General features: G+C 71.7%; 18 protein-coding genes. 11 read left to right on the top strand and 7 right to left on the bottom strand.

Features of this window, described 5'->3' with window-relative positions; translation table 11 throughout:
* Window positions 1–58: 58 nt before the first annotated feature.
* The 6 genes from OKJ99_RS38905 to OKJ99_RS38930 form a co-directional block, all read right to left on the bottom strand.
* A complete protein-coding gene (locus OKJ99_RS38905; RefSeq protein WP_326023153.1) occupies window positions 59–703 on the bottom strand; it encodes a response regulator transcription factor in 645 nt (214 codons plus the stop codon).
* Window positions 667–1,929 carry a sensor histidine kinase gene (locus tag OKJ99_RS38910; RefSeq protein ID WP_326023154.1) on the bottom strand — a complete coding sequence of 421 codons (1,263 nt, stop codon included), beginning with the start codon at window positions 1,927–1,929 and terminating at the stop codon, window positions 667–669. The genes OKJ99_RS38905 and OKJ99_RS38910 overlap by 37 nt, the downstream gene beginning before the upstream one ends.
* 44 nt (window positions 1,930–1,973) lie before the next feature.
* Entirely contained in the window at window positions 1,974–3,449 is a 1,476-nt protein-coding gene (locus tag OKJ99_RS38915) for an FAD-dependent monooxygenase (protein ID WP_326023155.1), read from the bottom strand.
* 127 nt (window positions 3,450–3,576) lie between these two features.
* On the bottom strand, window positions 3,577–3,816 hold the full coding sequence (locus OKJ99_RS38920; RefSeq protein ID WP_266719579.1) for a hypothetical protein: 240 nt from the start codon (window positions 3,814–3,816) through the stop codon (window positions 3,577–3,579).
* 20 nt (window positions 3,817–3,836) lie between these two features.
* Entirely contained in the window at window positions 3,837–5,891 is a 2,055-nt protein-coding gene (gene malQ, locus OKJ99_RS38925) for a 4-alpha-glucanotransferase (protein ID WP_326023156.1), read from the bottom strand.
* Between the two features lie 4 nt (window positions 5,892–5,895).
* Window positions 5,896–6,132: a hypothetical protein gene (locus tag OKJ99_RS38930; RefSeq protein WP_326023157.1), complete on the bottom strand. Its 237-nt coding sequence runs from the start codon at window positions 6,130–6,132 to the stop codon at window positions 5,896–5,898.
* 259 nt (window positions 6,133–6,391) lie between these two features.
* On the opposite strand from OKJ99_RS38930, the gene OKJ99_RS38935 reads away from it, so the two are divergent.
* The 4 genes from OKJ99_RS38935 to OKJ99_RS38950 all read left to right on the top strand — a co-directional run bounded on the left by OKJ99_RS38935 (window position 6,392) and on the right by OKJ99_RS38950 (window position 12,092).
* Complete coding sequence (locus OKJ99_RS38935) at window positions 6,392–9,370, top strand: beta-N-acetylglucosaminidase domain-containing protein (protein WP_326023169.1); 2,979 nt, start codon at window positions 6,392–6,394, stop codon at window positions 9,368–9,370.
* A 120-nt stretch (window positions 9,371–9,490) separates the two neighbouring features.
* The gene (locus OKJ99_RS38940) at window positions 9,491–10,036 is read left to right on the top strand and encodes a PadR family transcriptional regulator (RefSeq protein WP_326023158.1); all 546 of its coding nucleotides are present in this window, start codon (window positions 9,491–9,493) and stop codon (window positions 10,034–10,036) included.
* Window positions 10,033–10,743, top strand: coding sequence for an ABC transporter ATP-binding protein (locus tag OKJ99_RS38945; protein ID WP_326023159.1), 711 nt, complete (start codon window positions 10,033–10,035; stop codon window positions 10,741–10,743). The genes OKJ99_RS38940 and OKJ99_RS38945 overlap by 4 nt, the downstream gene beginning before the upstream one ends.
* Window positions 10,740–12,092, top strand: coding sequence for an FtsX-like permease family protein (locus tag OKJ99_RS38950; RefSeq protein WP_326023160.1), 1,353 nt, complete (start codon window positions 10,740–10,742; stop codon window positions 12,090–12,092). Before OKJ99_RS38945 ends, OKJ99_RS38950 begins: the two co-directional genes overlap by 4 nt.
* A gap of 71 nt (window positions 12,093–12,163) precedes the next feature.
* On the opposite strand, the gene OKJ99_RS38955 is transcribed toward OKJ99_RS38950, so the two are convergent.
* Window positions 12,164–13,240 carry a mechanosensitive ion channel family protein gene (locus OKJ99_RS38955; protein ID WP_407700847.1) on the bottom strand — a complete coding sequence of 359 codons (1,077 nt, stop codon included), beginning with the start codon at window positions 13,238–13,240 and terminating at the stop codon, window positions 12,164–12,166.
* A 315-nt stretch (window positions 13,241–13,555) separates the two neighbouring features.
* Between OKJ99_RS38955 and OKJ99_RS38960 the strand changes: the two genes are divergently transcribed.
* From OKJ99_RS38960 to OKJ99_RS38990, 7 genes are all read left to right on the top strand, one after another.
* Window positions 13,556–14,092, top strand: coding sequence for an HNH endonuclease (locus tag OKJ99_RS38960; protein WP_326023161.1), 537 nt, complete (start codon window positions 13,556–13,558; stop codon window positions 14,090–14,092).
* 151 nt (window positions 14,093–14,243) lie between these two features.
* On the top strand, window positions 14,244–15,413 hold the full coding sequence (locus OKJ99_RS38965; RefSeq protein WP_326023162.1) for an ROK family transcriptional regulator: 1,170 nt from the start codon (window positions 14,244–14,246) through the stop codon (window positions 15,411–15,413).
* A 51-nt stretch (window positions 15,414–15,464) separates the two neighbouring features.
* Window positions 15,465–16,802, top strand: a complete 1,338-nt coding sequence (locus OKJ99_RS38970; protein WP_326023163.1) for an ABC transporter substrate-binding protein — start codon at window positions 15,465–15,467, stop codon at window positions 16,800–16,802.
* 18 nt (window positions 16,803–16,820) lie between these two features.
* Window positions 16,821–17,756 carry a carbohydrate ABC transporter permease gene (locus OKJ99_RS38975; RefSeq protein ID WP_326023164.1) on the top strand — a complete coding sequence of 312 codons (936 nt, stop codon included), beginning with the start codon at window positions 16,821–16,823 and terminating at the stop codon, window positions 17,754–17,756.
* A 5-nt stretch (window positions 17,757–17,761) separates the two neighbouring features.
* A complete protein-coding gene (locus tag OKJ99_RS38980) occupies window positions 17,762–18,673 on the top strand; it encodes a carbohydrate ABC transporter permease (RefSeq protein WP_326023165.1) in 912 nt (303 codons plus the stop codon).
* Window positions 18,674–18,689: 16 nt separating this feature from the next.
* Window positions 18,690–19,955, top strand: coding sequence for a 6-phospho-beta-glucosidase (locus OKJ99_RS38985; RefSeq protein WP_326023166.1), 1,266 nt, complete (start codon window positions 18,690–18,692; stop codon window positions 19,953–19,955).
* Window positions 19,952–20,920: an N-acetylglucosamine kinase gene (locus OKJ99_RS38990; RefSeq protein ID WP_326023167.1), complete on the top strand. Its 969-nt coding sequence runs from the start codon at window positions 19,952–19,954 to the stop codon at window positions 20,918–20,920. Before OKJ99_RS38985 ends, OKJ99_RS38990 begins: the two co-directional genes overlap by 4 nt.
* The last annotated feature ends 308 nt before the right edge of the window (window positions 20,921–21,228 follow it).

Here is a 21,228-nt window from a genome sequence, read left to right on the forward strand (position 1 = left end):
GACCCATCGCGTCCATCGAAAACTTTCGCCGCTTGCATTCAGAATTACTGAACGTTCGCTAGCCCTCCAGATACGCCAGCACCGCGAGCACCCGCCGGTTGTCGCTCTCCCCCGGATACAGGCCGAGCTTGGTGAAGATGTTGCCGATGTGCTTGGTGACGGCCTTCTCCGTGACGACCAGGGCCTCGGCCACCCCCGCGTTGGACCTGCCCTGCGCGAGCAGCGCGAGCACCTCGCGCTCGCGGCCGGTCAGGGAGCCGAGCCGCTGGTCGCGGACCTTGCGGGCAAGGAGTTTCGACACCACCTCGGGGTCCATCACCGTGCCGCCGCCCGCCACCTGCTGGATGGTGCGCAGGAACTCGGAGCCGTTCGTGACCCGGTCCTTGAGCACGTAGCCGACCGCGCCCGCCCCGTCCGCCAGCAACTCCCGTGCGTACAGGGGCTCCACGTACTGCGAGAGCAGCAACACCGGCAGCCCCGGCACCTGTTCGCGGGCTTCGAGGGCCGCGCGCAGCCCCTCGTCGCTGAAGTCCGGCGGCAGCCGTACGTCGACGATCGCGACGTCGGGCCGCTCGGCGACGAGGACCTTGCGCAGCTCCGGGCCGTTGTCCACGGCGGCGACGACCTCGTGCCCGTACGCGCCGAGGAGCCGCACGAGACCGTCCCTCAGCAGGAAGTGGTCTTCGGCGACGACAACGCGCACGGCACCTCCATGGAGATCTGGGTCGGGCCACCGGCCGGGCTGTTGACGGCGAGGACGCCGTCGAAGGTGGCGAGCCGCCGCTCGATGCCGGCGAGACCGCTGCCGCGGGCCGGGTCCGCGCCGCCGCGTCCGTCGTCGATGACGCCGACACGCAGGGCCCCGGTCCCCGCGTCGTAGGTGATGTCGATCCACAGGCGCTCGGCCTCCGCGTGCTTGGCCGCGTTCGTCACGGTCTCGGCGACCGCGAAGTAGACCGCCGATTCGACCGGCGGCTCGATGCGGGCGGGCAGATCCACCGTGACCTCCGTCGCCAACGGGCTGAGCAGCGCCAACGACCGTACGGCGTCGGCGAGTCCACGGTCGGCGAGGACCGGCGGGTGGATGCCGCGCACCAGGTCGCGCAGTTCCTGGAGCGCCGCGGACGAGGAGGCGCGGGCCTCCGCGAGGAGCAACCTGACGGCTTCCGGGTCGTCGTTCAGCCGGTGCTCGGCGGCGTCCAGGGTCATCCCCATCGCGACGAGGCGGGCCTGCGCCCCGTCGTGCAGGTCCCGCTCGATACGGCGCAGTTCGGCCGCGGAGGTGTCCACGGCGTCGGTGCGGGTCGCGGACAGATGGGCGATACGGGCGGCCATCAGCTCCTGCTCGCTCGGGGAGAGCGTGGCGCGCACGAAGCGGGCGTGGCAGTCGACGGTGCCGGGCGCGAGCCACAGCCCGGTCTTGCCGACGACGAGGCCGAGCAGGCCCGCCATCAGGCCCGTCGGGACGTTCTCGACGTGGACGAACAGGTACCAGAGCCCGTCCCAGCCGGCGTCCCGCGCCAGGTACGAGCCGAAGACGGCGAGGAAGAGGCCCCACAGGCCGAAGAGGACGAGCGCCCCGGGAACGCAGGCGATGAGGCCGCCACCGAAGGAGTACAGCGTGGTCCAGCGCCACTCGCGGAACCGCTGGGCGTCCCCGAACACCCAGCGGTAGCGGGCGAGCGGACCGAAGCCCTCCTTCTCCCTCCCGCTCACCGGCGCGGGCGTCGCCTCGACGGCGATGCCCGACCACTCGGCCGCGAGCGCCCGCTCGCGGTCCACGACGCGGCGCATGCCCGCGACCGCCCACGGCAGCAGGCCCGGGACCGGGGTCCACACCGCGATGTGCACCATCGTCGACCAGTGCATCGCCACCATGGACAGCCACCACAGCCGGTGGCACCGCCTGACCGCCTCGACCCGCTTCATGTCCCCAGCTCCCCCAACTCGACCGCACCTTCGGCTACTTGCCGTTACCGCAATGAGTATCCGGCGAACACCTCGGGGACGTCGGTGGACTTAACTCCCCCTTCCGCTCCCTCTTCCCCTCCCGCGTCGCGGGCCCATGCCGCGTATCCGTCGGGCCGCACCAGGAGCGCGCTGCGCCTCTCGCTCGCCCAGTGGGCGACCCGCACGCCGTCGAGCTTGTCCGGGGACCCCTGGGGCAGGATCAGCACGAACTCGCCCGTGCGCAGGGCCTCGTAGAGCCGGGTGCCGCCCTGCAACGCGACGTCGGGGACGCGCCTGCCGACGAGCGGGTGGGCGCCCCTGGGGGCCGGGTAGCGGACGCCGATGCCGGTGATCTGGCCCATGGCGCGGGTGCGGGCGGGGCGGGCCCGGGTCACGGCGGCGGCGAGGGCCGAGCGGGCCGCGAGCGTCCAGGGGCGCTTGGCCATCGCCAGGCGGACAAGCCCGCCGCTGCTGCGCAGCACCGCCTTGCCGACGGGGTGGCGTTCCGCCTCGTAGGTGTCGAGGAGCTCCTCGGACGCCCGGCCGCCCACCACCGCCGCCAGTTTCCAGCCGAGGTTCGCCGCGTCCTGAAGGCCCGTGTTCATGCCCTGGCCGCCCGCCGGGGTGTGCACGTGGGCGGCGTCCCCGGCCAGCAGCACCCGGCCCACGCGGTACTTCGGCGCCTGGCGTTCGTCACTGTGGAAGCGGGACATCCAACGGGCGTCGCGCATGCCGTAGTCCCGGCCGAGGGCGAGCCGGGCGGTCTCCCTGACCTCATCGAGGTCGAGCGGGGCGTCGTCGGACACGTCGTGCGCCCGGTTCCAGGCGATCACCCGGTAGTAGCCGTCACCGAACGGGGCGATGAAGGCGAAGGCGTCGCCGACCGTGTTCACGGTGAGTACGTTGTCGGGCTGCTCGCCGAGCCGCACATCGGCGAGGACGACCGAGCGGATGACGGACTTCCCGGGGAACGGCAGGCCCACCGCCGTACGCACGGAGCTGCGCATTCCGTCGGTGCCGACGACGTACGCCGCGCGCAGGTCCTTCGACTCCCCCTGCGTGCGTACGTGGAGCGTGACGCCGTCCGCGTCCTGCGCCAGGCCCGTCACCTCGGTCTCGTACGCGAAGGTGACCCCGGCGTCGACGGCCCGCCGCTCCAGGAGCTTCTCGACCTCGTACTGAGGGACGACGAGGAGGTGGTTGAAGCGCGAGGGCAGCTCGGCCAGTTCGAGGAAGAGGCTGCCGAACAGGCGCAGCCGTTGCAGCCGTTGGCCCTTCGCCTCCAGCTCGTCGGCGAGGCCCCGCGCGTCGAGTTGTTCCAGCGTGCGGGCGTGCACGGCGAAGGCGCGGGAGAGGTTGCTGGTCCGGTGGGGGCGCCGCTCGACGAGGGTGACGGGGACGCCCGCGGCGGCGAGGTCCCCCGCGAGCAGCAGTCCTGTCGGGCCCGCACCGACCACGATCACTGAGCCTGTGTCACGCGATGAGCCTGTGCTGTCCATAAGGCCTCCAGAAGCGGTACCGCCCGGATCGACCCGCCCATCCTGCCCGCACAGACGCGTCGAGGGCACCCGCCGCGACCGAACGCGACGGGTGCCCTCGACGGGGAAACCGTAGGGAAGCCGGGCCTCAGCCCTGCTTCGGCTGCTTGCGGGACTTGTCGCCCAGCGAGACCAGACCGGCGATCACCAGGAACAGGACGATCGGCGTCACCACGTAGAGGCCGAGCGTCTCGATCACGCTCAGGCCGGTACCCGGGTCGTCGCCGTCGTCGCGCGTGAGCGCGAGCGCGGGGGACGACATGAGCAGCATCATCAGCGTCGTACCGGAGGCCAGGGCGCCGGCGCGCAGGGCGTTCTTCTTGTCCACGAGCCCAACGTAGCGAACGCCTAAACCGGCCGCGCGTCCGGGGGGCCTGTAAGGGGCAGTTCGGGTACCGCGCACACCTCCGCGAACACGCCGAGCAGGGCGTGCGCGCGGGGCGACGCGGCCAGTTCCTCCAGGGTGACGGGCCGGCCCGCGGCGTCGGCGACGGGCAGCCGCCAATTCGGGTACTCGGCCCAGGTGCCGGGCAGGTTCTGCGGACGCCGGTCGCCCACCAGGTCGGGCAGCCACACCCCGGTCATCCGGGCCGGCGTGCGCAGCAGGAACCGGTGGACCGCCCGCACCGCCTCCTCCTCGTCGTGCGTTCCGCGCGCGAGCAGGCCCATCCGGGCGAACAGGGCGAGCCACTCCGCCACCTCCGCGGCCGCCTCCGCCCCGCTCGCCGACGACAGGCCGAGCCGCTCGCGCAGCCGTACGTCGTCGCCGCTCAGGCGGGCGGCGGTGGACGGCAGGTCGTGGGTGGTTGCGGTGGCGACGCAGTCCGCGCGCCACGCCTCGGCGGGGACGGGCCGCCCGTCGCCCTCCCAGTCGCGCTCGAACCACAGCACGGACGTGCCGAGCACCCCGCGCGCGTGCAGCGTCCCGCGCACGCCCGGCTCGACGGTGCCGAGGTCCTCCCCGATGACGTACGTGCCCGAGCGCGCCGCCTCCAGGAGCAGCACGGCGAGCATGGCCTCGGCGTCGTAGTGGACGTAGGTGCCCTCGGTCGGGGGCTCGCCCTCCGGGATCCACCAGAGCCGGAACAGGCCCATCACGTGGTCGATGCGGACGGCGCCCGCGTGCCGCATCAGATTGCGGAGCAGGTCGCGGAAGGCGGCGTAGCCGGTCTCCGCGAGGCGGTCGGGGCGCCACGGCGGCAGGCCCCAGTCCTGGCCGCGCGCGTTGAACGCGTCCGGGGGCGCGCCCACGCTGATGCCCTGCGCGAAGACGTCGCGCTGCGCCCACGCGTCGGCGCCACCGGGGTGCACGCCGACCGCGAGGTCGTGCACGAGCCCGATCGGCATGCCCGCCTCGCGCGCCGCGCGCTGGGCCGCGGCGAGCTGCCCGTCCGTGAGCCAGGCGAGGCGGGAGTGGAAGTCGACGCGGTCCATCAGCTCCCGGCGGGCGTGTTCGGTGGCCGCCGAGCGCGGGTCCTGGAGGGCGGCCGGCCAGGTGTGCCGGTCGGGGCCGTGCACCTCGGCGAGCGCGCAGTACGTGGCGTGGTCCTCAAGCGCCGCGCCCTGTGCGGCGAGGAAATCGCAGTAGGAGGCGCGGCGGCCGGGGGTGAGCGGCACCGCGTGGATCGCTTCGAGCGCCGTCCGCTTCAGCGCCCACACCGCGTCCCGGTCGATCAACTCGCCCTTGGTGAGCACCGCCTCGCGCAGCCGGGCGGCCTCCCGCGCGTGCGAAGGCGTGCGCTGAGGGACGTACGCGTACTCGGGTATGTCCTCGATCCGCAGATGGACGGGGTCGGGGAAGCGGCGGGAGGAGGGGCGGTACGGCGACGGGTCCGTGCCGCCGTCCGGCCCGCCGGGTACCGCCGCGTGCAGCGGGTTGACCTGGAGGAATCCGGTGCCGTGGGTGCGGGCCGACCAGGACGCCAGGTCGGCCAGGTCCGCGAGGTCGCCCATGCCCCAGGAGCGGGTGGAGAGCAGCGAGTAGAGCTGGACCAGCAGGCCGTGGGTGCGCGGCGGCGGGGCCGGGGCGGTGGGCGGCGCGGAGATCAGATGGACCTCGGCGCGGCGCCCGTCGGGCGCGGCGACGCGCAGCCGGTGCGTGCCGGGCGGCGTCGCGGTGCCCGGGTCCCAGGGGTCGAAGCGGTCCCCGCCCTCCGGCCGCAGCAGCAGCTCGGCCCCTTCGGGCAGGCCCGCCGCCCATCCTGGGACGCTTCCGTCGGCCCACACCACCACCGTCGGCGCCAGCAGCCGCTCGGGCGGCTCGGCCGGGTCGGAGGTGACGTCCACGCCGAGCGCGCCGAGGGCCGCCGTCACCGCCGCGTCCGAGGCGTGGACGGTACGGCCCGGCGCCGGGGAGTAGTAGGTGGCCACTCCGTGCAGCGCGGCGGTCCGGGCCAGGGTCATGGGCTCAGGCGAGGCCGCTCGGGCAGCCCGCGGCGAGGCCGTTCGCGGTGGGCTCGGAGGTGAGCGGCGCCTCGTCGTTCATGGGCGGCTCGGAAGTCAGCGGGGCGTAGTCCGCGAAGGCGGGCTCGCTGGTGAGGGGCGATTCGAAGGAGCAGGTACTGGTGACGTCGGCGTCGTCGAGCATGCTGAGGTCCGCCTGTTTGGAGAGGGCCGAGAGCAGGAGCTGAGCTGATGCGGCCACGGGGGCCTCCTTCGTCGTAAGGCGTCAGGAGTCGGAAGCCCTACCCAGAAGGCGCGGGCGCAGACCTTTTCCACGGGACAACGTGTTGCTGGTCACATTGTGTACGACGAAAGGAACTTGCCCATAGGGCCGGGGAAACCGAAAAAACTCCCGTCCGACCAGGCAACTCGTCGGTAGGGCCGGTTCCCGCCCATCGACGGCTCCCTCCCTTCTATCCTTGTGCCTCTTGAGCCAGATTCGAACCATCGAGGAGTACGCCGTGCAGCTCCGGCGCAGGAAGAGGGCGGCCGCCCTCGCGGTCGCCGTCATCGCCGGGACGCTGGGCGGGGCCACGGGGGCCGCGGCCGCTCCCCCGAGGCCGGGGACGACCACGGGCGACCTGAAGTCGGACACGAAACTGCCCGCGGTGTGGCCGCGGCCGCAGTCCCTCAAGGCTTCGGACGAGACGGGCGGGGTCACGGTCCCGGACGAGGTGACGCTCCTGGTGCCGCCCGGCTCCGACACGTACGCCGTGGACGCGCTGCTCAAGGCGCTCAAGGGCGCGGGCGCGCGGGACGTCCGGCAGGTCCACACCGAGGACGACGTGCCCCGCGACGCGCGGCTCGTGGTGCGGCTCGCCACCGAGTCCCCGCAGGCCAGGTCCGGCGCGGGCGACTACCGCCCCGACTCCGGCAAGGGGCGGACGGGCCCGCTCGACGCGACCCTGCGCGGCCTCGGCGCCAGCGCCCGCGGCGATCTGCCGTCGGGCGGCTACCGGCTCGCCGTGGGCCGCGCGGCGGGGACGCCGACCGTCGCCATCGAGGGCGTCGGCGACGACGGCCTGTTCCACGCGGCGCAGACGTTCCGGCAGCTGATCGACGGGCGGACCGTCGCGGGGGTCGTCGTACGCGACTGGCCGGGCACGGCGGTCCGCGGACTGACCGAGGGTTTCTACGGCACGCCGTGGACGACGGAGCAGCGCCTGGAGCAGCTCGACTTCATGGGCCGCACCAAGCAGAACCGCTATCTGTACGCGCCCGGCGACGACCTGTACCGCCAGGCCCGCTGGCGCGAGACGTACCCGGCCGCCCAGCGCGCCGACTTCCGCAAGCTCGCCGAGCGGGCCCGCGCCAACCACGTGACGCTCGGCTGGGCGGTGGCTCCGGGCCAGGCGATGTGCATGTCGTCGCCGGAGGACATCAGGACGCTCACCCGCAAGCTCGACGCGATGTGGGCGCTCGGGGTGCGGGCCTTCCAGCTCCAGTTCCAGGACGTGTCGTACAGCGAGTGGCACTGCGAGTCGGACGCGCGGGAGTTCGGCTCAGGGCCCGACTCCGCGGCGAAGGCGCAGGCGAAGGTCGCGAACGCGGTGGCGAAGCACCTGGCGGCCCGGCACCCGGGCGCAGGGCCGCTGTCCCTGATGCCGACCGAGTACTACCAGGACGGCACGACGGAGTACCGGACGGCGCTCGCCCGCGACCTGGACGACGCGGTGGAGGTCGCGTGGACGGGTGTCGGCGTGGTGCCGCGCACGATCACCGGCAGTGAACTGGCGGGCGTGCAGGGCGCGTTCGGCGGCGGCCACAAGCTGCTCACGATGGACAACTACCCGGTCAACGACTACGCGCAGGACCGGATTTTCCTGGGCCCGTACATGGGCCGGGAGCCCGCCGTGGCCTCCGGTTCTGCGGCGGTCCTCGCCACGGCGATGGAGCAGCCCGCGGCCTCCCGCATCCCGCTGTTCACGACCGCGGACTACGCCTGGAACCCGCGCGACTACCGGGCACAGGAGTCCTGGCGGGCGGCGATCGACGACCTGGCGGACGGCGACAAGCGGACCGGGGAAGCGCTCACCGCCCTCGCGGGCAACGACGCGTCGTCGGTGCTCGGCGCGGACGAGTCGGCGTACCTGAAGCCGCTGATCTCGGCGTTCCACAAGGCGCGCACGACGACGGACGCGGACGGCACCAAGAAGGCAGCGGCGGCTCTGCGCGACGCGTTCACGCAGATGCGCCGCACGCCGTCGGCGCTCGACGACACGGAGCTGGACTCCGAAGTCCGCCCCTGGGCCGACAAGTTGGGCCGCTACGGGCAGGCGGGCGAGGCCGCGGTCGACATGCTGGAGGCGGCGAGCCGGGACGACAAGGCGGCGGCGTGGAAGGCGGCACGCCACCTGACGGACCTGCTGGAGCGCTTGAAGAAGTCGAACGTCACGGTCGGCAAGGGAGTCCTCGCCCCGTTCCTGACGCGCGCCGAGAAGGAGTTCGCCTCCTGGTCGGGCACGGACCGCGCGGACGCGTCGAACGGCGCGAAGGCCGAACTCCCGCGCACCCGCGCCCTGTCCACGGTCACGGTCCTCGCGGAGCCCGGCACCTCGGGCACGGTCGAGGCGCACGTCCCCGGCGAGGGCTGGAAGCGGATCGGCGCACTCACGAACGACGGCTTCACGGAACTGAAGGCGCACAACACGCGCGCGGACGCGGTACGGGTGAAGGGCGCGTCCGACGACGCGGTCGCCCACATCGTCCCCTGGTACGCGGACTCCCCCGCGGCCTCCGTCACCCTGGCCCGCACCGAGACCGACGCCGAGATCGGCGGCGCGCCCCAGCGGCTGACGGCCCACCTGACGGCGCAGCGCCCCGGCGACGTACGCGGGCGCCTGACGACGAAGGCCCCGCACGGCATCAAGGTCGACCTGCCGGACCGGTCCGAACTCCCGCGCGGCACAAAGGTCGACGTGCCGGTCGAGGTGACGGTCCCGGCGAACACCCCCGCCGGCACGTACGCCATCCCCTTCACCTTCGGCGACGAGACCCGCACCCTCTCGGTGCGCGCCTACCCCCGCACATCGGGCCCCGACCTGGCCCGCTCCGGCAAGGCCTCCTCCTCGGCGGACGAGACCCCGGACTTCCCGGCGAAGGACGCCAACGACGGCAGGGCGTCGACCCGTTGGTCCTCCCTCGTGAAGAACGGCGAGTGGTGGCAGGTGGAACTCACCGAGCCCACCCGCCTCGGCCTGGTCACCCTCCACTGGCAGGACGCCTACGCCAAGCACTACCGCGTCCAGACCTCCCCCGACGGCCGCACCTGGCGCACGGCGGCGACCGTCCGGGACGGCCAGGGCGGCCACGAATCGGTCCGCATGGACGCGAAGGACGTGCGGTTCGTACGCATCGTGGGCGACAAGAGGGCGACGCAGTACGGGTTCTCGTTGTGGTCGGTGGGGGCGTACGGGGTGGCGGGGGCCGGGCGGGACTGACCCAACGGCTCCCGCCGACTCCCGCGCCAAGCGGAGTTGACGCTCCCACTTGCCCTTTCCCGCCCCTTTCCCGCACGGCACTATGTACTCGATACATATACCCAGTACATACTGAGCTCCATGAGCACCCGTCACATCCTGCTGGGACTGCTCGCCTCCGGTCCGCGCCACGGCTACGACCTCAAGCGACGCCACGACGAACGGTTCCCGCAGGCCCGCCCCCTCGCCTACGCGCAGGTCTACACGACCCTGCAGCGCCTGGTCCGCGACGGCCTCGTGGAGGTCGAGGGCACCGACTCCGACGGCGGCGGCCCCGAGCGCACCCTGTACCGCGCCACGGCCGACGGCACCCGTGAACTCCTGCACTGGGCGCGGGAGATCACCCCGCCCGCGCCGCACGTCACCAACGAGATCTTCGCCAAGGTCGTCGTCTCCATCCTCGTGACCGACGAGGGCACCGACCCGGCCGCGCACCTGCTCCAGCAGCGCGCCGCACACATGACGCGGATGCGTGAGCTCACCGCGCTGAAGAACGATCCCGGCGCCGACCTGACCACCGTCCTGTCCGCCGATTACGCCCTGGCCCACCTCGATGCCGACCTGCGCTGGATGACGACCACCATGGCCCGGCTCACCACCCTGACCGCGGAGGTCGCCTCAGCATGAGCACTTCCCCACTCCTGTCCGCCGCCGGCCTGACCAAGGCGTACGGAAAGACCCCGGCACTGCGCGGCGTCGACCTCGACGTGCGCCCCGGAGAGTTCCTCGCCGTCACCGGCGCGAGCGGCAGCGGCAAGTCGACGCTGCTGCACTGCATGGCCGGCATCGTGCGCCCCGACGAGGGCACCGTGACGTACGGCGACACCCGGCTCGACACCCTGGGCGAGGAGCGCCGAAGCGATCTCCGTCGTACGGAGTTCGGCATCGTCTTCCAATTCGGCCAGCTCGTACCGGAGTTGACCGCCCTGGACAACGTGGCGCTGCCGCTGCTCCTCGCCGGCACCTCCCGCTCGGCGGCACGCGCCGAGGCCGATGCCTGGCTGGAGCGGTTCGGGGTGCGCGGGCAGCGCGAACTGCGCCCCGGCGAGATGAGCGGCGGACAGACCCAACGGGCCGCCCTGGCCCGCGCGTTGGTGACACAGCCCAAGGTCGTCTTCGCGGACGAGCCCACCGGCGCGCTCGACTCCCTGGCCACCGAGCAGGTCCTCACCTCCCTGACACACGCGTGCCGCGAGACCCATACGGCGGTGGTCCTGGTGACGCACGAGGCCCAGGTCGCGGCCTACGCGGAGCGGGAGGTGTGCCTGCGGGACGGAACGGTGCACGGCCTGCACCCCACCGCCCCGCCCGCCTCGGCGGAGGTGGCGCGGTGAGCATCGCCTCCGACCTGCGGCTCGCCCGGCTGCTCACCCGCGGCGCGGACCGCCTCGAACGACGGCGGACCACGCTGACCGCCCTGGGCGCGGCCGTGGCGACCGGATTCGCCCTCGCCGCGACGGGGCTCGCGAGCGTGCAGGGACAAGTCTGGTTCCCGTACGGACACGGCCTTTTGGACCAGCCCGGAACGCGCAAGGGAGTGGTCGCCGGGCTGCTGCTCCTGCTGATCCCGGTCCTCGCCTTCCTCGGGCAGTGCGCCCGGATCGGCGCCGTCCACCGCGACCGTCGGCTCGCCGCGCTGCGCCTCTCGGGCGCGGGCCCGCGCCAGGTGCGGCGGATCGCGGCCCTGGAAGCGGGGCTCGCCTGCCTGGTGGGGGCGGTGGCCGGCCTCCTCGTGTTCCTGGCGCTGCTCGCCGTCGTCGGTCGGCGTCCCCCGCCGCTCGCCTGGCCGGGCTTCGCCCTCGTCGTGCTGCTGATCCCGGTCCTCGCCGTGCTCGTGAGCCGGGTCGCCCTGCGCCGGGTCATCGCCTCGCCGCTCGGGCACGTCCGCCGGATGCGGCCGGGGCGGGGGCCGGGTCTGCTGCTCGGGCTCTGGCTGCCCGCGCTGCTGGTCGTCACCGGGGCCTCGCTGATCATGGCGCGCGGCGCGCGCAGCGGGTACGGGGCCCTGCCGCTGTTCGTGATCGGCGCGGTGGTGCTGACCGGGGCGGGCGCCATCCGGGTCGCCGGCACATCGGCGCGGGCCATCGGGCGCCGCCTCGCGGACCGCACCGAGCGCCCGGCCGTCCTGCTCGCGGCGCACCGCCTCCAGCAGGACCCGTGGGCAACGTCACGCAGTCACGCCACAGTTGTGCTGGTCACGGTCGTCGGGGTCGCCACCACAGGCATCGGGCGGGTCCTGGTCACCGAACTGCGCGCCACGCGGCAGCACGGCTCGACGGCCGAGCCCATCGGCTACTACGCCTTCGGCCTCGGCCTCACCGGCGCGGCCATCCTGGTGGGCCTCGCCATCGCCCTGGCCGCGCTCGCCGTGGGCACCGCCGAATCCCTGTCCGCACGCCGCTCGGCGCTCGCCGTGCAGGCCGCCGCCGGGGTGCCGCGCAAGGTCCTGGCCCGCGCCCTCCTTCTGGAGACCGCTCTCCCCCTGGCGCCCGCGCTCGTCCTGGCGACGCTCGGCGGAACGGCGATACACGCGGCCTACGGGCTCGCGGTGGGACAGTCCGTCCCCTGGGCGCTGCCCCTCCTGGTCCCGGCCCTCGTCTACGCGGCATGTCTCCTCGCCACCACGACCGCACTGCCCCTTCTCCACCGCTCGGCGAACCCGGCAGAGCTGCGCTTCGCCTAGCCGGAACGGACGAAGGGGTGCCCGGAGCTCACACGCTCCGGGCACCCCTTCAAGTCCGCAGGGTCGGACGCCTACTTCGACAGATTCGACGGCGCTATCGGCGACGCCGCCAGCGACTGCGGAGACGTGGCCGACGCGTAGGCCGACGGGGCCGAGACGCCGGCCGACGGGTCCGCCGGGGTGTCGCCGTCCGGTTGGGCCGGGACGCCGCCGACGATGCGGATGCCCGCCTCGTCGAAGGCCCGCTTGATGCGCCAGCGCAGCTCGCGCGAGATGGTCAGGGCCTTGCCGGGCATGGTCTTGGCGGAGACGCCGACCACCATGGAGTCGAGCAGCACGCTGTCCAGGCCGAGCACCTCGACCGGGCCCCACAGCATCTCGTTCCACGGCTCGGACTTGCTCATGGCCTCGGCGACCTCGGTCAGCGTCGCCCGGACCTTGTCGAGGTCCTCGTCGGAGCGGACCGTGACGTCGACGGCCGCGGTGGACCAGCCCTGGGAGAGGTTGCCGATCCGCTTGACCTCGCCGTTGCGCACGTACCAGATCTCGCCCTCGGCGCCCCGCAGCTTCGTCACGCGCAGGCCGACCTCGATGACCTCGCCGGAGGCGACGCCCGCGTCGATCGTGTCCCCGACGCCGTACTGGTCCTCAAGGATCATGAAGACGCCGGAGAGGAAGTCGGTGACCAGGTTGCGCGCGCCGAAGCCGATCGCCACACCGGCCACACCGGCGGAGGCGAGCAGCGGCGCGAGGTTGATCTTGAAGGCGCCGAGCACCATGAGGGCCGCGGTGCCCAGGATCACGAACGAGGCCACGGAGCGCAGCACGCTGCCGATGGCCTCCGAACGCTGACGGCGCCGCTCGGTGTTCACAAGAAGACCACCGAGCGCGGTGGTGGTGCCGTTCTCGCCACGACGGTTCATCCGCTCGACGAACTTGGTGATGGCGCGGCGTATCACGGCGCGCAGCACGAAGGCGATGACGACGATCAGCAGGATCCGCAAGCCCACGCTCAGCCAGGTGGACCAGTTCTGCTCGACCCAGCCGGCGGCCTGTCCGGCCTGCTCCTGGGCGTCCTTGAGGCTGTGTTGGTCGGGGTCGGACGAGGCGTCGCTCGTCCCCGTGGCCGACAGGACGGACAAGATCACGGCAGGTACCTCCAGGCGTAGCCATCTGCCCGCCTCGGGCAATGCTCGGGGACAGGAGCGGGCAGAACCACCACACTAACGGGGCATTGTGTGTGGATCGTCGTCATGTTCGAGGGAGAGACGGTGGTCACGCGCGCCTGCTTGGCGCGCCAAGGGTCTCCACCGGGTCCGGGCGGGTAATGAAGGAGCGTGTGGTCGAAAACACTCCAAGGCCGTTACGCGGACATGGTGGCGCCATGACCAGCCGTGAGGGGAGACTGGCTAGGAGATCGTCCCGGCGCGAGCCACGCGCCGCCGGCGTACAAGGAGGCATCCGTGCCGCATGTCCTGGTCCTCAACGCGTCGTACGAGCCCCTCGGCGTCGTACCGCTCCGCCGCGCGCTCGTACTCGTCCTCGAGAACAAGGCCACGTGCCTCGAGGAGTCCGGCGCCTTTATGCACAGCGCAACACGTACTGTCGCCGCTCCCAGCGTCGTCCGGCTCAAGCGGTTCGTCCGGGTTCCCTACCGGGGGCCCGTTCCTCTGACCCGACGCGCACTGTTCGCCCGTGACGGCGGCCGGTGCATGTACTGCGGTGGCGTCGCAACCAGCGTCGACCACGTGATCCCGCGCAGCCGCGGGGGTCAGCACGCCTGGGAGAACGTGGTGGCGTCGTGCCGCCGCTGCAACCACACCAAGGCCGACCGGCACCTGGTGGAGATCGGCTGGCGCCTGCGCCACAAGCCGGCCCCACCGTCGGGCCTGGCCTGGCGCATCATCGGGACCGGGCATAGGGATCCGCGCTGGCTGCCGTACTTGCAGCCGTTCGGCGCGGACGAGGCCCTGGCCCGGATCGAAGGCATTTCAGCCTGACCATCGATCCGGGTTTTTGTGTGCCCAGTACGGAAGTAACGAGTTGGCCAATCAGGGGGCGTCACCTATTGACGCCCCCTTCTCGTGCGCCTTAAGTTCCTCGCACCCAATAGGAAACCTTCCTAACAGTACGAGGAGGCCGGTCCCCGCGATGGCTGCCACCCCCGGCACCCCCAGCGTGCTGCGCGCCATGAACGACCGCGCCGCGCTCGACCTTCTCGTCGCCCACGGCCCGCTCACCCGTACCCGGATCGGCGAGCTGACCGGCCTCTCCAAGCCGACCACCTCCCAGCTGCTCGGCCGGCTCGAAACCGCCGGGCTCGTACGGACCACCGGCAGCCAGAGCGGCCGCCCGGGGCCCAACGCCCTGCTGTACGAGATCGACCCGGGCGCAGGACACGTCGCCGCGCTCAGCGCCGACCCGACCGGCATCACCGCCGTCGTCGCCGACATCACCGGCGCCGAACGCGGTCGCCGCCGCATCGAGGCCGAGGCCGTACGCGAGGACGTGCGGCACCGCACCGCCCAGCTCGTCGCCGAGGCCACCGACGGGGCGCTGCGCCAGGCGGGGCTCGGGCACGGCGACCTGACCGCCACCGTCATCGGCACCCCCGGCGCGATCGACCCGCACACCGGACAGCTCCGCTACGCCCCCCACCTGCCGGGCTGGCACTCCCGCACGCTGCGCGACGACCTCGCCAAGGTGCTCGGCACCCCCGTCTCCATCGAGAACGACGTCAACCTCGCCGCGATCGCGGAGCAGTACGAGGGCGCCGCGCAGGACCACGACGACTTCGTGCTCGCGTACGTCGACGAGGGCGTGGGCGCCGCGATCGTGCTCGGCGGAACCCTGCTGCGCGGGGCGACCGGCGGGGCGGGCGAGATCGGCTATATGCCGCTGCCGGGGGCTCCCCTGGCGCGCGGCGGATCCGATGCCGTCGCCTGCTCGGACGGAGGCGGCGGGCTGCAGAGCCTCGTCGCCGCCGCCGCGGTCCGCGAACTCGCCGGTGGCGTCAAGGACTTGGGCGAGGCGATGAGCGACGACCGGGTCGTCGACGAGGTCGCTCAGCGGCTCGCCACCGGGCTCGCCGCCGTCGTCGCCGTCGTCGACCCCGAACTCGTCGTCCTGTCGGGGCAGGTGGCCCGGGCCGGCGGCGACACCCTGCGCGACCGGGTCGAGGAACATCTCACCGGACTCGCCCTGCCCCGCCCCCAGTTGCGCATCAGCGACCTGCCCGGCGACCCCATCCTCACCGGCGCCCTGCGCACCGCCCTCACCCAGGCCCGCGCCACCGTCTTCGACACCAGCACCCCCGCGTAACACCTCCCCCTCAGAAGACCCCAACCCCCGTACACGTAAAGGACGTTCGCCATGCCGCGATGGCGCATACCCCTGCGCGCGCCCGTAGGGCTCGCCGCGGCCGGACTGCTGCTCGCCGGCTGCGCCAATCCGAGTACCGGCAGCGCCGCCGACGACCCGACCAAGCCCGTGACGCTGAAGTTCTGGCACGGCTGGTCGGCGCCCGGCGAGGTGAAGGCGATCAACGACTCGATCGCCCGCTTCGAGAAGCTGCACCCGAACATCAAGGTGAAGGCCACCGGCAACGTCCCGGACGCCACCACCAATCAGGCCCTGCGGGCCGGTGGCGGCGAGGCCCCCGATGTCGTCTCCTCCTTCACCACGAACAATGTCGGCCAGTACTGCGACTCCGGCATGTGGGTCGACCTCGATCCGTTCATGAAGAAGACCGGACTCGACAAGAGCAAGGTGTTTCCCAAGTCGCTGCTCGACTACACGAGTTATCGCGGCAATCAGTGCGCCCTGCCGCTCCTCGCGGACGCCTTCGGCATGTACTACAACAAGGACGCCTTCAAGGAGGCGGGCATCGAGCGGCCACCGCGGACCATGTCCGAGTTCATCGCCGACTCCAAGAAGCTCACCGTCAAGGACGGGTCCTCGTACAAGCGCGTCGGTTTCATGCCGGACTTCCGGCTCTACCAGAACAGTCCGGACCGGCTTTTCGCCCAGTGGGGCCCCAAGTACTTCGACGCGAAGGGGAATTCGCGGCTCGCCGAAGAGCCGTCGTCGTACGAATTCTTCAAGACCGCCAGGAAGCTCAGGGACGCACAGGGAGGTTACAAGGCGCTGGAGCGGTTCCGGACCTCGTTCGGCGACGAGATGTCGAACCAGAACGCCTTCCTCAGCGGCAAGTTGGCCATGCACCTCGACGGTGAATGGCGCGGGCTCATGCTGAACGACGCCAAGGCCAAGTTCGACTGGGGCGTCGCGCCGCTGCCCGTCCCGGACGACCAGGCCGAGACGTACGGGCGCGGCTATCTGACCGGCACCGTCGCCGGCATCGCGCACAGCAGCAAGCACCAGAACGCCGCCTGGGAGCTGGTGAAATTCCTGACCGCCGACACCGACCAGGTCGTCAGGTTCGCCAACGCCATTCACAACGTGCCGTCCACCTTCGCCGCCCTCAAGTCGCCGAAATTGGACGCCGATCCGACGTTCCGCACCTTCCTCGGTATCGCGCAGAACAAGCACAGCCAGGTGATGCCGCCCTCCACGAACGGCGGCATGTACATCGCGCAGCTTCAGGACTTCAGTTACGGCGAGGAGGCCGGCGACGTCCACGACCTGAGGGGCGGCCTGCGGCGCCTCGACAAACTCATCGACGCCGACACCCTGCAGTCGCAGAACTGAGGAACGGGACATTCTCGTATGGCACTCACCCTTTCCAGGCCGGCGCGCCGCAGACTGCGCACCCTGGGCTTTCTCTCCCCCTGGCTGATCGGATTCAGCGCCTTCTTCGTCTATCCGCTGCTCGCCACCGTCTATTTCTCGTTCATGCACTACAACCAGATCAAGGCGCCCACCTTCGTGGGGCTGCGGAACTGGGTGTACGTGTTCCGGGACATGCCGCTGTTCGGGCCCGCCCTGTGGAACACGGTGTGGCTGGTCGTGGTGATGGTGGCGCTGCGGGTGGTCTTCGGTCTCTCGCTCGGGCTGCTCGTCACGAAGGTCAAGAGCGGCGTCGGGTTCTTCCGGACCGCTTTCTATCTTCCGTATCTGGCGCCGCCCGTCGCCGCGACCGTCGCCTTCGTCTTCCTGCTCAACCCGGGATCCGGCCCGGTCAACGAGATCCTCGCCAAGGTCGGCATCGACGGGCCCAACTGGTTCAACGACCCGTCCTGGGCCAAGCCCTCGCTCGTCCTGCTCTCGCTGTGGGGCATCGGCGACCTCATGGTCATCTTCATGGCCGCGCTGCTCGACGTACCGAAGGAGCAGTACGAGGCCGCCGAACTCGACGGCGCGGGGCCGCTGGCCAAGTTCCGCTACGTGACATGGCCGTCCATCACGCCGATCGTCATGTTCGCCGTGGTGACGGGCGTCGTGCAGACCATGCAGTACTACACGCAGGCCCTCGTCGCCGGAAAGATCGCCTCCGGCGTCTCGATCGGGCCCGGCAGCGTCATCCAGCCGGGATACCCCGACCACTCGACGCTCACCGTCCCGCAGCTCGTCTACTCGATGGGCTTCCAGAACTTCAACACCGGCGCGGCGTGCGTGCTCTCGCTCGTCCTGTTCGCCATTGCCATGGCCGTGACCACGCTGCTCATGCGCAAGCGCTCGGGTCTGCTCGCGGCGGAGGACTGATCGACATGACCACCACTACGACCTTCAGGCCGGGCCCCGCCGTCACCGCCGGGTCCGCACCCGAGCGCGGCCCCGCCGCACGACGCGCCCGCCGACAGCGGGTGCTGCACTGGATCGCCGTGCACAGCATCGCGATCGCGGTCGCGCTGCTCTTCGTCCTCCCCTTCGTGTTCGTCTTCCTGACGTCCGTGATGAGCGACGGCCAGGCGATGAGCGGCGACCTGTGGCCGGACTCCTGGCACTGGGAGAACTACAAGGCCGTCCTGGAGACGGACGGCTTCCTCGACTGGTGGAAGAACTCGCTGCTGTACGCGGGGCTCGGCACGCTGTTCACAGTGTGCTCGGCGATACCCGTCGCGTACGCGCTCGCCAAGTTCCGCTTCCGCGGGCGGCGCACGGCGATGATGCTCGTCATCTCGACGATGATGCTGCCGCCGCAGGTCATCGTGATCCCGATGTATCTGGTGTGGGCGCAGCAGTTCCATCTGTCAGGGTCGCTGTGGCCACTGATCATCCCGATGGCGTTCGGCGACGCGTACTCGATCTTCCTGCTCCGTCAGTTCCTGCTGACGATCCCGAAGGAGTACATCGAGTCGGCGAAGGTCGACGGCTGCGGCGAGCTGCGCACACTCCTGACGATCGTGGTGCCGATGGCCAAGCCGGGCATCGCCGCCGTCGCCCTCTTCCAGTTCTTCTACTGCTGGAACGACTACTTCGGGCCGCAGATCTACGCGGCCCAGAACCCGGCTTCCTGGACGCTGAGTTACGGCTTGGAGTCGTTCAAGTCCGCGCACAGCGTCAACTGGAATCTGACGATGGCGGCCACGCTGCTGGTGATGGCGCCGGTCTGCCTCGTCTTCTTCTTCGCACAAAAGGCCTTCGTCGAAGGCGTCACCCTCACCGGGGTCAAGGGCTAAGGACGGTTATTCGGTTATGAAGCTCGCTGTGGTCGGCGGAGGATCGACCTACACACCCGAACTCATCGACGGCTTCGCGCGGTTGCGGGACACGCTGCCGATCGAGGAGCTCGTGCTCGTCGACCCGGCCGCGGACCGCCTCGACCTGGTCGGCGGCCTCGCCCGCCGCATCTTCGCCAAGCAGGGGCACCCGGGCGTCATACGTACGACGTCGGACGTGGACGCGGGTGTCGCGGACGCCGACGCCGTCCTCCTCCAACTGCGCGTCGGCGGGCAGGCCGCGCGCAACCAGGACGAGACGTGGCCGCTGGACTGCGGCTGCGTCGGGCAGGAGACGACCGGCGCCGGCGGGCTCGCGAAGGCCATGCGGACCGTGCCCGTCGTCCTCGACATCGCCGAACGTGTGCGCCGCGCCAACCCGGACGCCTGGATCATCGACTTCACCAACCCGGTGGGCATCGTGACCCGCGCACTGCTTCAGGCGGGCCACAAGGCCGTCGGCCTGTGCAACGTCGCGATCGGATTCCAGCGGAAGTTCGCCCGGCTCCTGGACGTGGCGCCGCAGGAGGTGCACCTGGACCACGTCGGCCTCAACCACCTGACGTGGGAGCTGGGCGTACGGCTCGGCGGCCCCGAAGGCGAGAACCTGCTGCCCCGGCTGATCGCCGAACACGGCGACGCCATCGCCGAGGACCTGCACATGCCGCGCGCGGTCGTCGACCGCCTCGGCGTCGTCCCGTCCTACTACCTGCGCTACTACTACCAGCACGACGCGGTCGTACGAGAGCTGCGCACGAAGCCGTCACGCGCCTCTCAAGTGGCCGAGATGGAACGCGAGTTGCTGAAGATGTACGGCGACCCGACGCTCGACGAGAAGCCGGAGCTGCTCGCCAAGCGGGGCGGCGCCTTCTACAGCGAGGCGGCGGTCGACCTGGCCGCGTCACTGCTCGGCGGCGGAGGCTCCCCGCACCAGGTGGTGAACACGTACAACAACGGCACGCTCCCCTTCCTCCCCGACGACGCCGTCGTCGAGGTGCAGGCGGCGGTCGACGGCAAGGGCGCGCGCCCGCTGCCCGTCGGGAAGCTCGACCCCCTGTACGCGGGCCTCATCGCGAACGTCACCGCCTACGAGGACCTGGCCCTGGAGGCGGCCCTCAAGGGCGGCAGGGACCGCGTCTTCAACGCGCTGCTCGCGCACCCGCTCATCGGCCAGATCGAGTACGCCGACCAGCTCACCGACCAGTTGATCGCGCACAACCGGGAGCACCTCGCGTGGGCATGACCGTCCTTGCCATCGACGCGGGGAACAGCAAGACCGACGTCGCGGTGGTCGCGGCCGACGGCACCGTCGTCGGCGCGGCCCGCGGCGGCGGATTCCAGCCGCACCGGGCGAACGTGCAACCGGCCGTGGACGTCCTCGCGGAAGCGGTCGACCGGGCGTTCGCGCAGGCGGGCGTGGGCGCCGTCGACCATGTGTCGGCGTGCCTGGCCAACGCCGACCTGCCGGTGGAGGAGCGGGAGTTGGCGCGGGCGCTCACCGGGCGCCGCTGGGGCTCGGGCGTCGACGTGCGCAACGACACCTTCGCCGTGCTGCGCGCCGGGCTCCTGGAGGACGCCGAGCCGCGCGGCGTCGCCGTCGTGTGCGGGGCGGGCGTCAACTGCGCGGGGATGCTGCCCGACGGCCGCACGGCCCGGTTCCCCGCGATCGGCCGGCTCTCGGGTGACTGGGGCGGTGGTGGCGGCCTCGCGGAGGAGGCCATCTGGTTCGCCGCGCGCGCGGAGGACGGCCGCGGCGACCCCACGGCCCTGATGAGCGCGCTGCCCGCCCACTTCGGCCTCGACTCCATGTACGCCCTGATCGAGGCGGTGCACCTGGGCCACATCCCCGCCGCCCGCCGCCACGAACTCACTCCCGTCCTGTTCGCCACGGCAGCCGCGGGCGACGCGGTGGCCCGCTCCCTGGTCGAGCGGATGGCCGACGAGGTGGTGGCGATGGCCACGGTGGCACTGCGCCGCCTCGACCTCCTCGAAGAGGAGGTCCCGGTACTCCTGGGCGGCAGCGTCCTGGCAGCACAACACCCCCAACTGAACGACCGCATACGTACATTGCTGACAACCAGGGCCCCCCGCGCGATCCCCCGAGTGGTGACGGAACGCCCGGTACTGGGAGCAGCACTCCTGGGCCTGGACGCGACGGGAGCCCCACCCGAGGTGCACGCACGCACGCGAGCCCACTACGCCGTCTAAGCCCCGCCGGCGCTTGAGGCGCGGGGTCCGGGGCAGCGCCCCGCGACCCCAACCCCGCCGCCGCGAACACAAACAGGGAACCGAACCCCCCACCCTCACGTGTTCCACAGCGGAGCGCTTCCGCACAAGATCCAGGGAATGTCTGTGCGGATGTCAGTCGCGGAAGCGATACTTGCGACCGACGTACGACCATGGGGGAGGGTCGAAGTGACATACCCGTCGAACGGGAGCGTGGCGCCGCCGGAGCGTCCCGCCGCCGCGCCGTCGATGCCGGGCGTGCCACCGCAGGCGCAGCGGGGCGGCGGGCC

The organism is Streptomyces endophyticus (genome assembly GCF_035798155.1).
Classification (GTDB): Bacteria; Actinomycetota; Actinomycetes; order Streptomycetales; family Streptomycetaceae; genus Streptomyces; species Streptomyces endophyticus.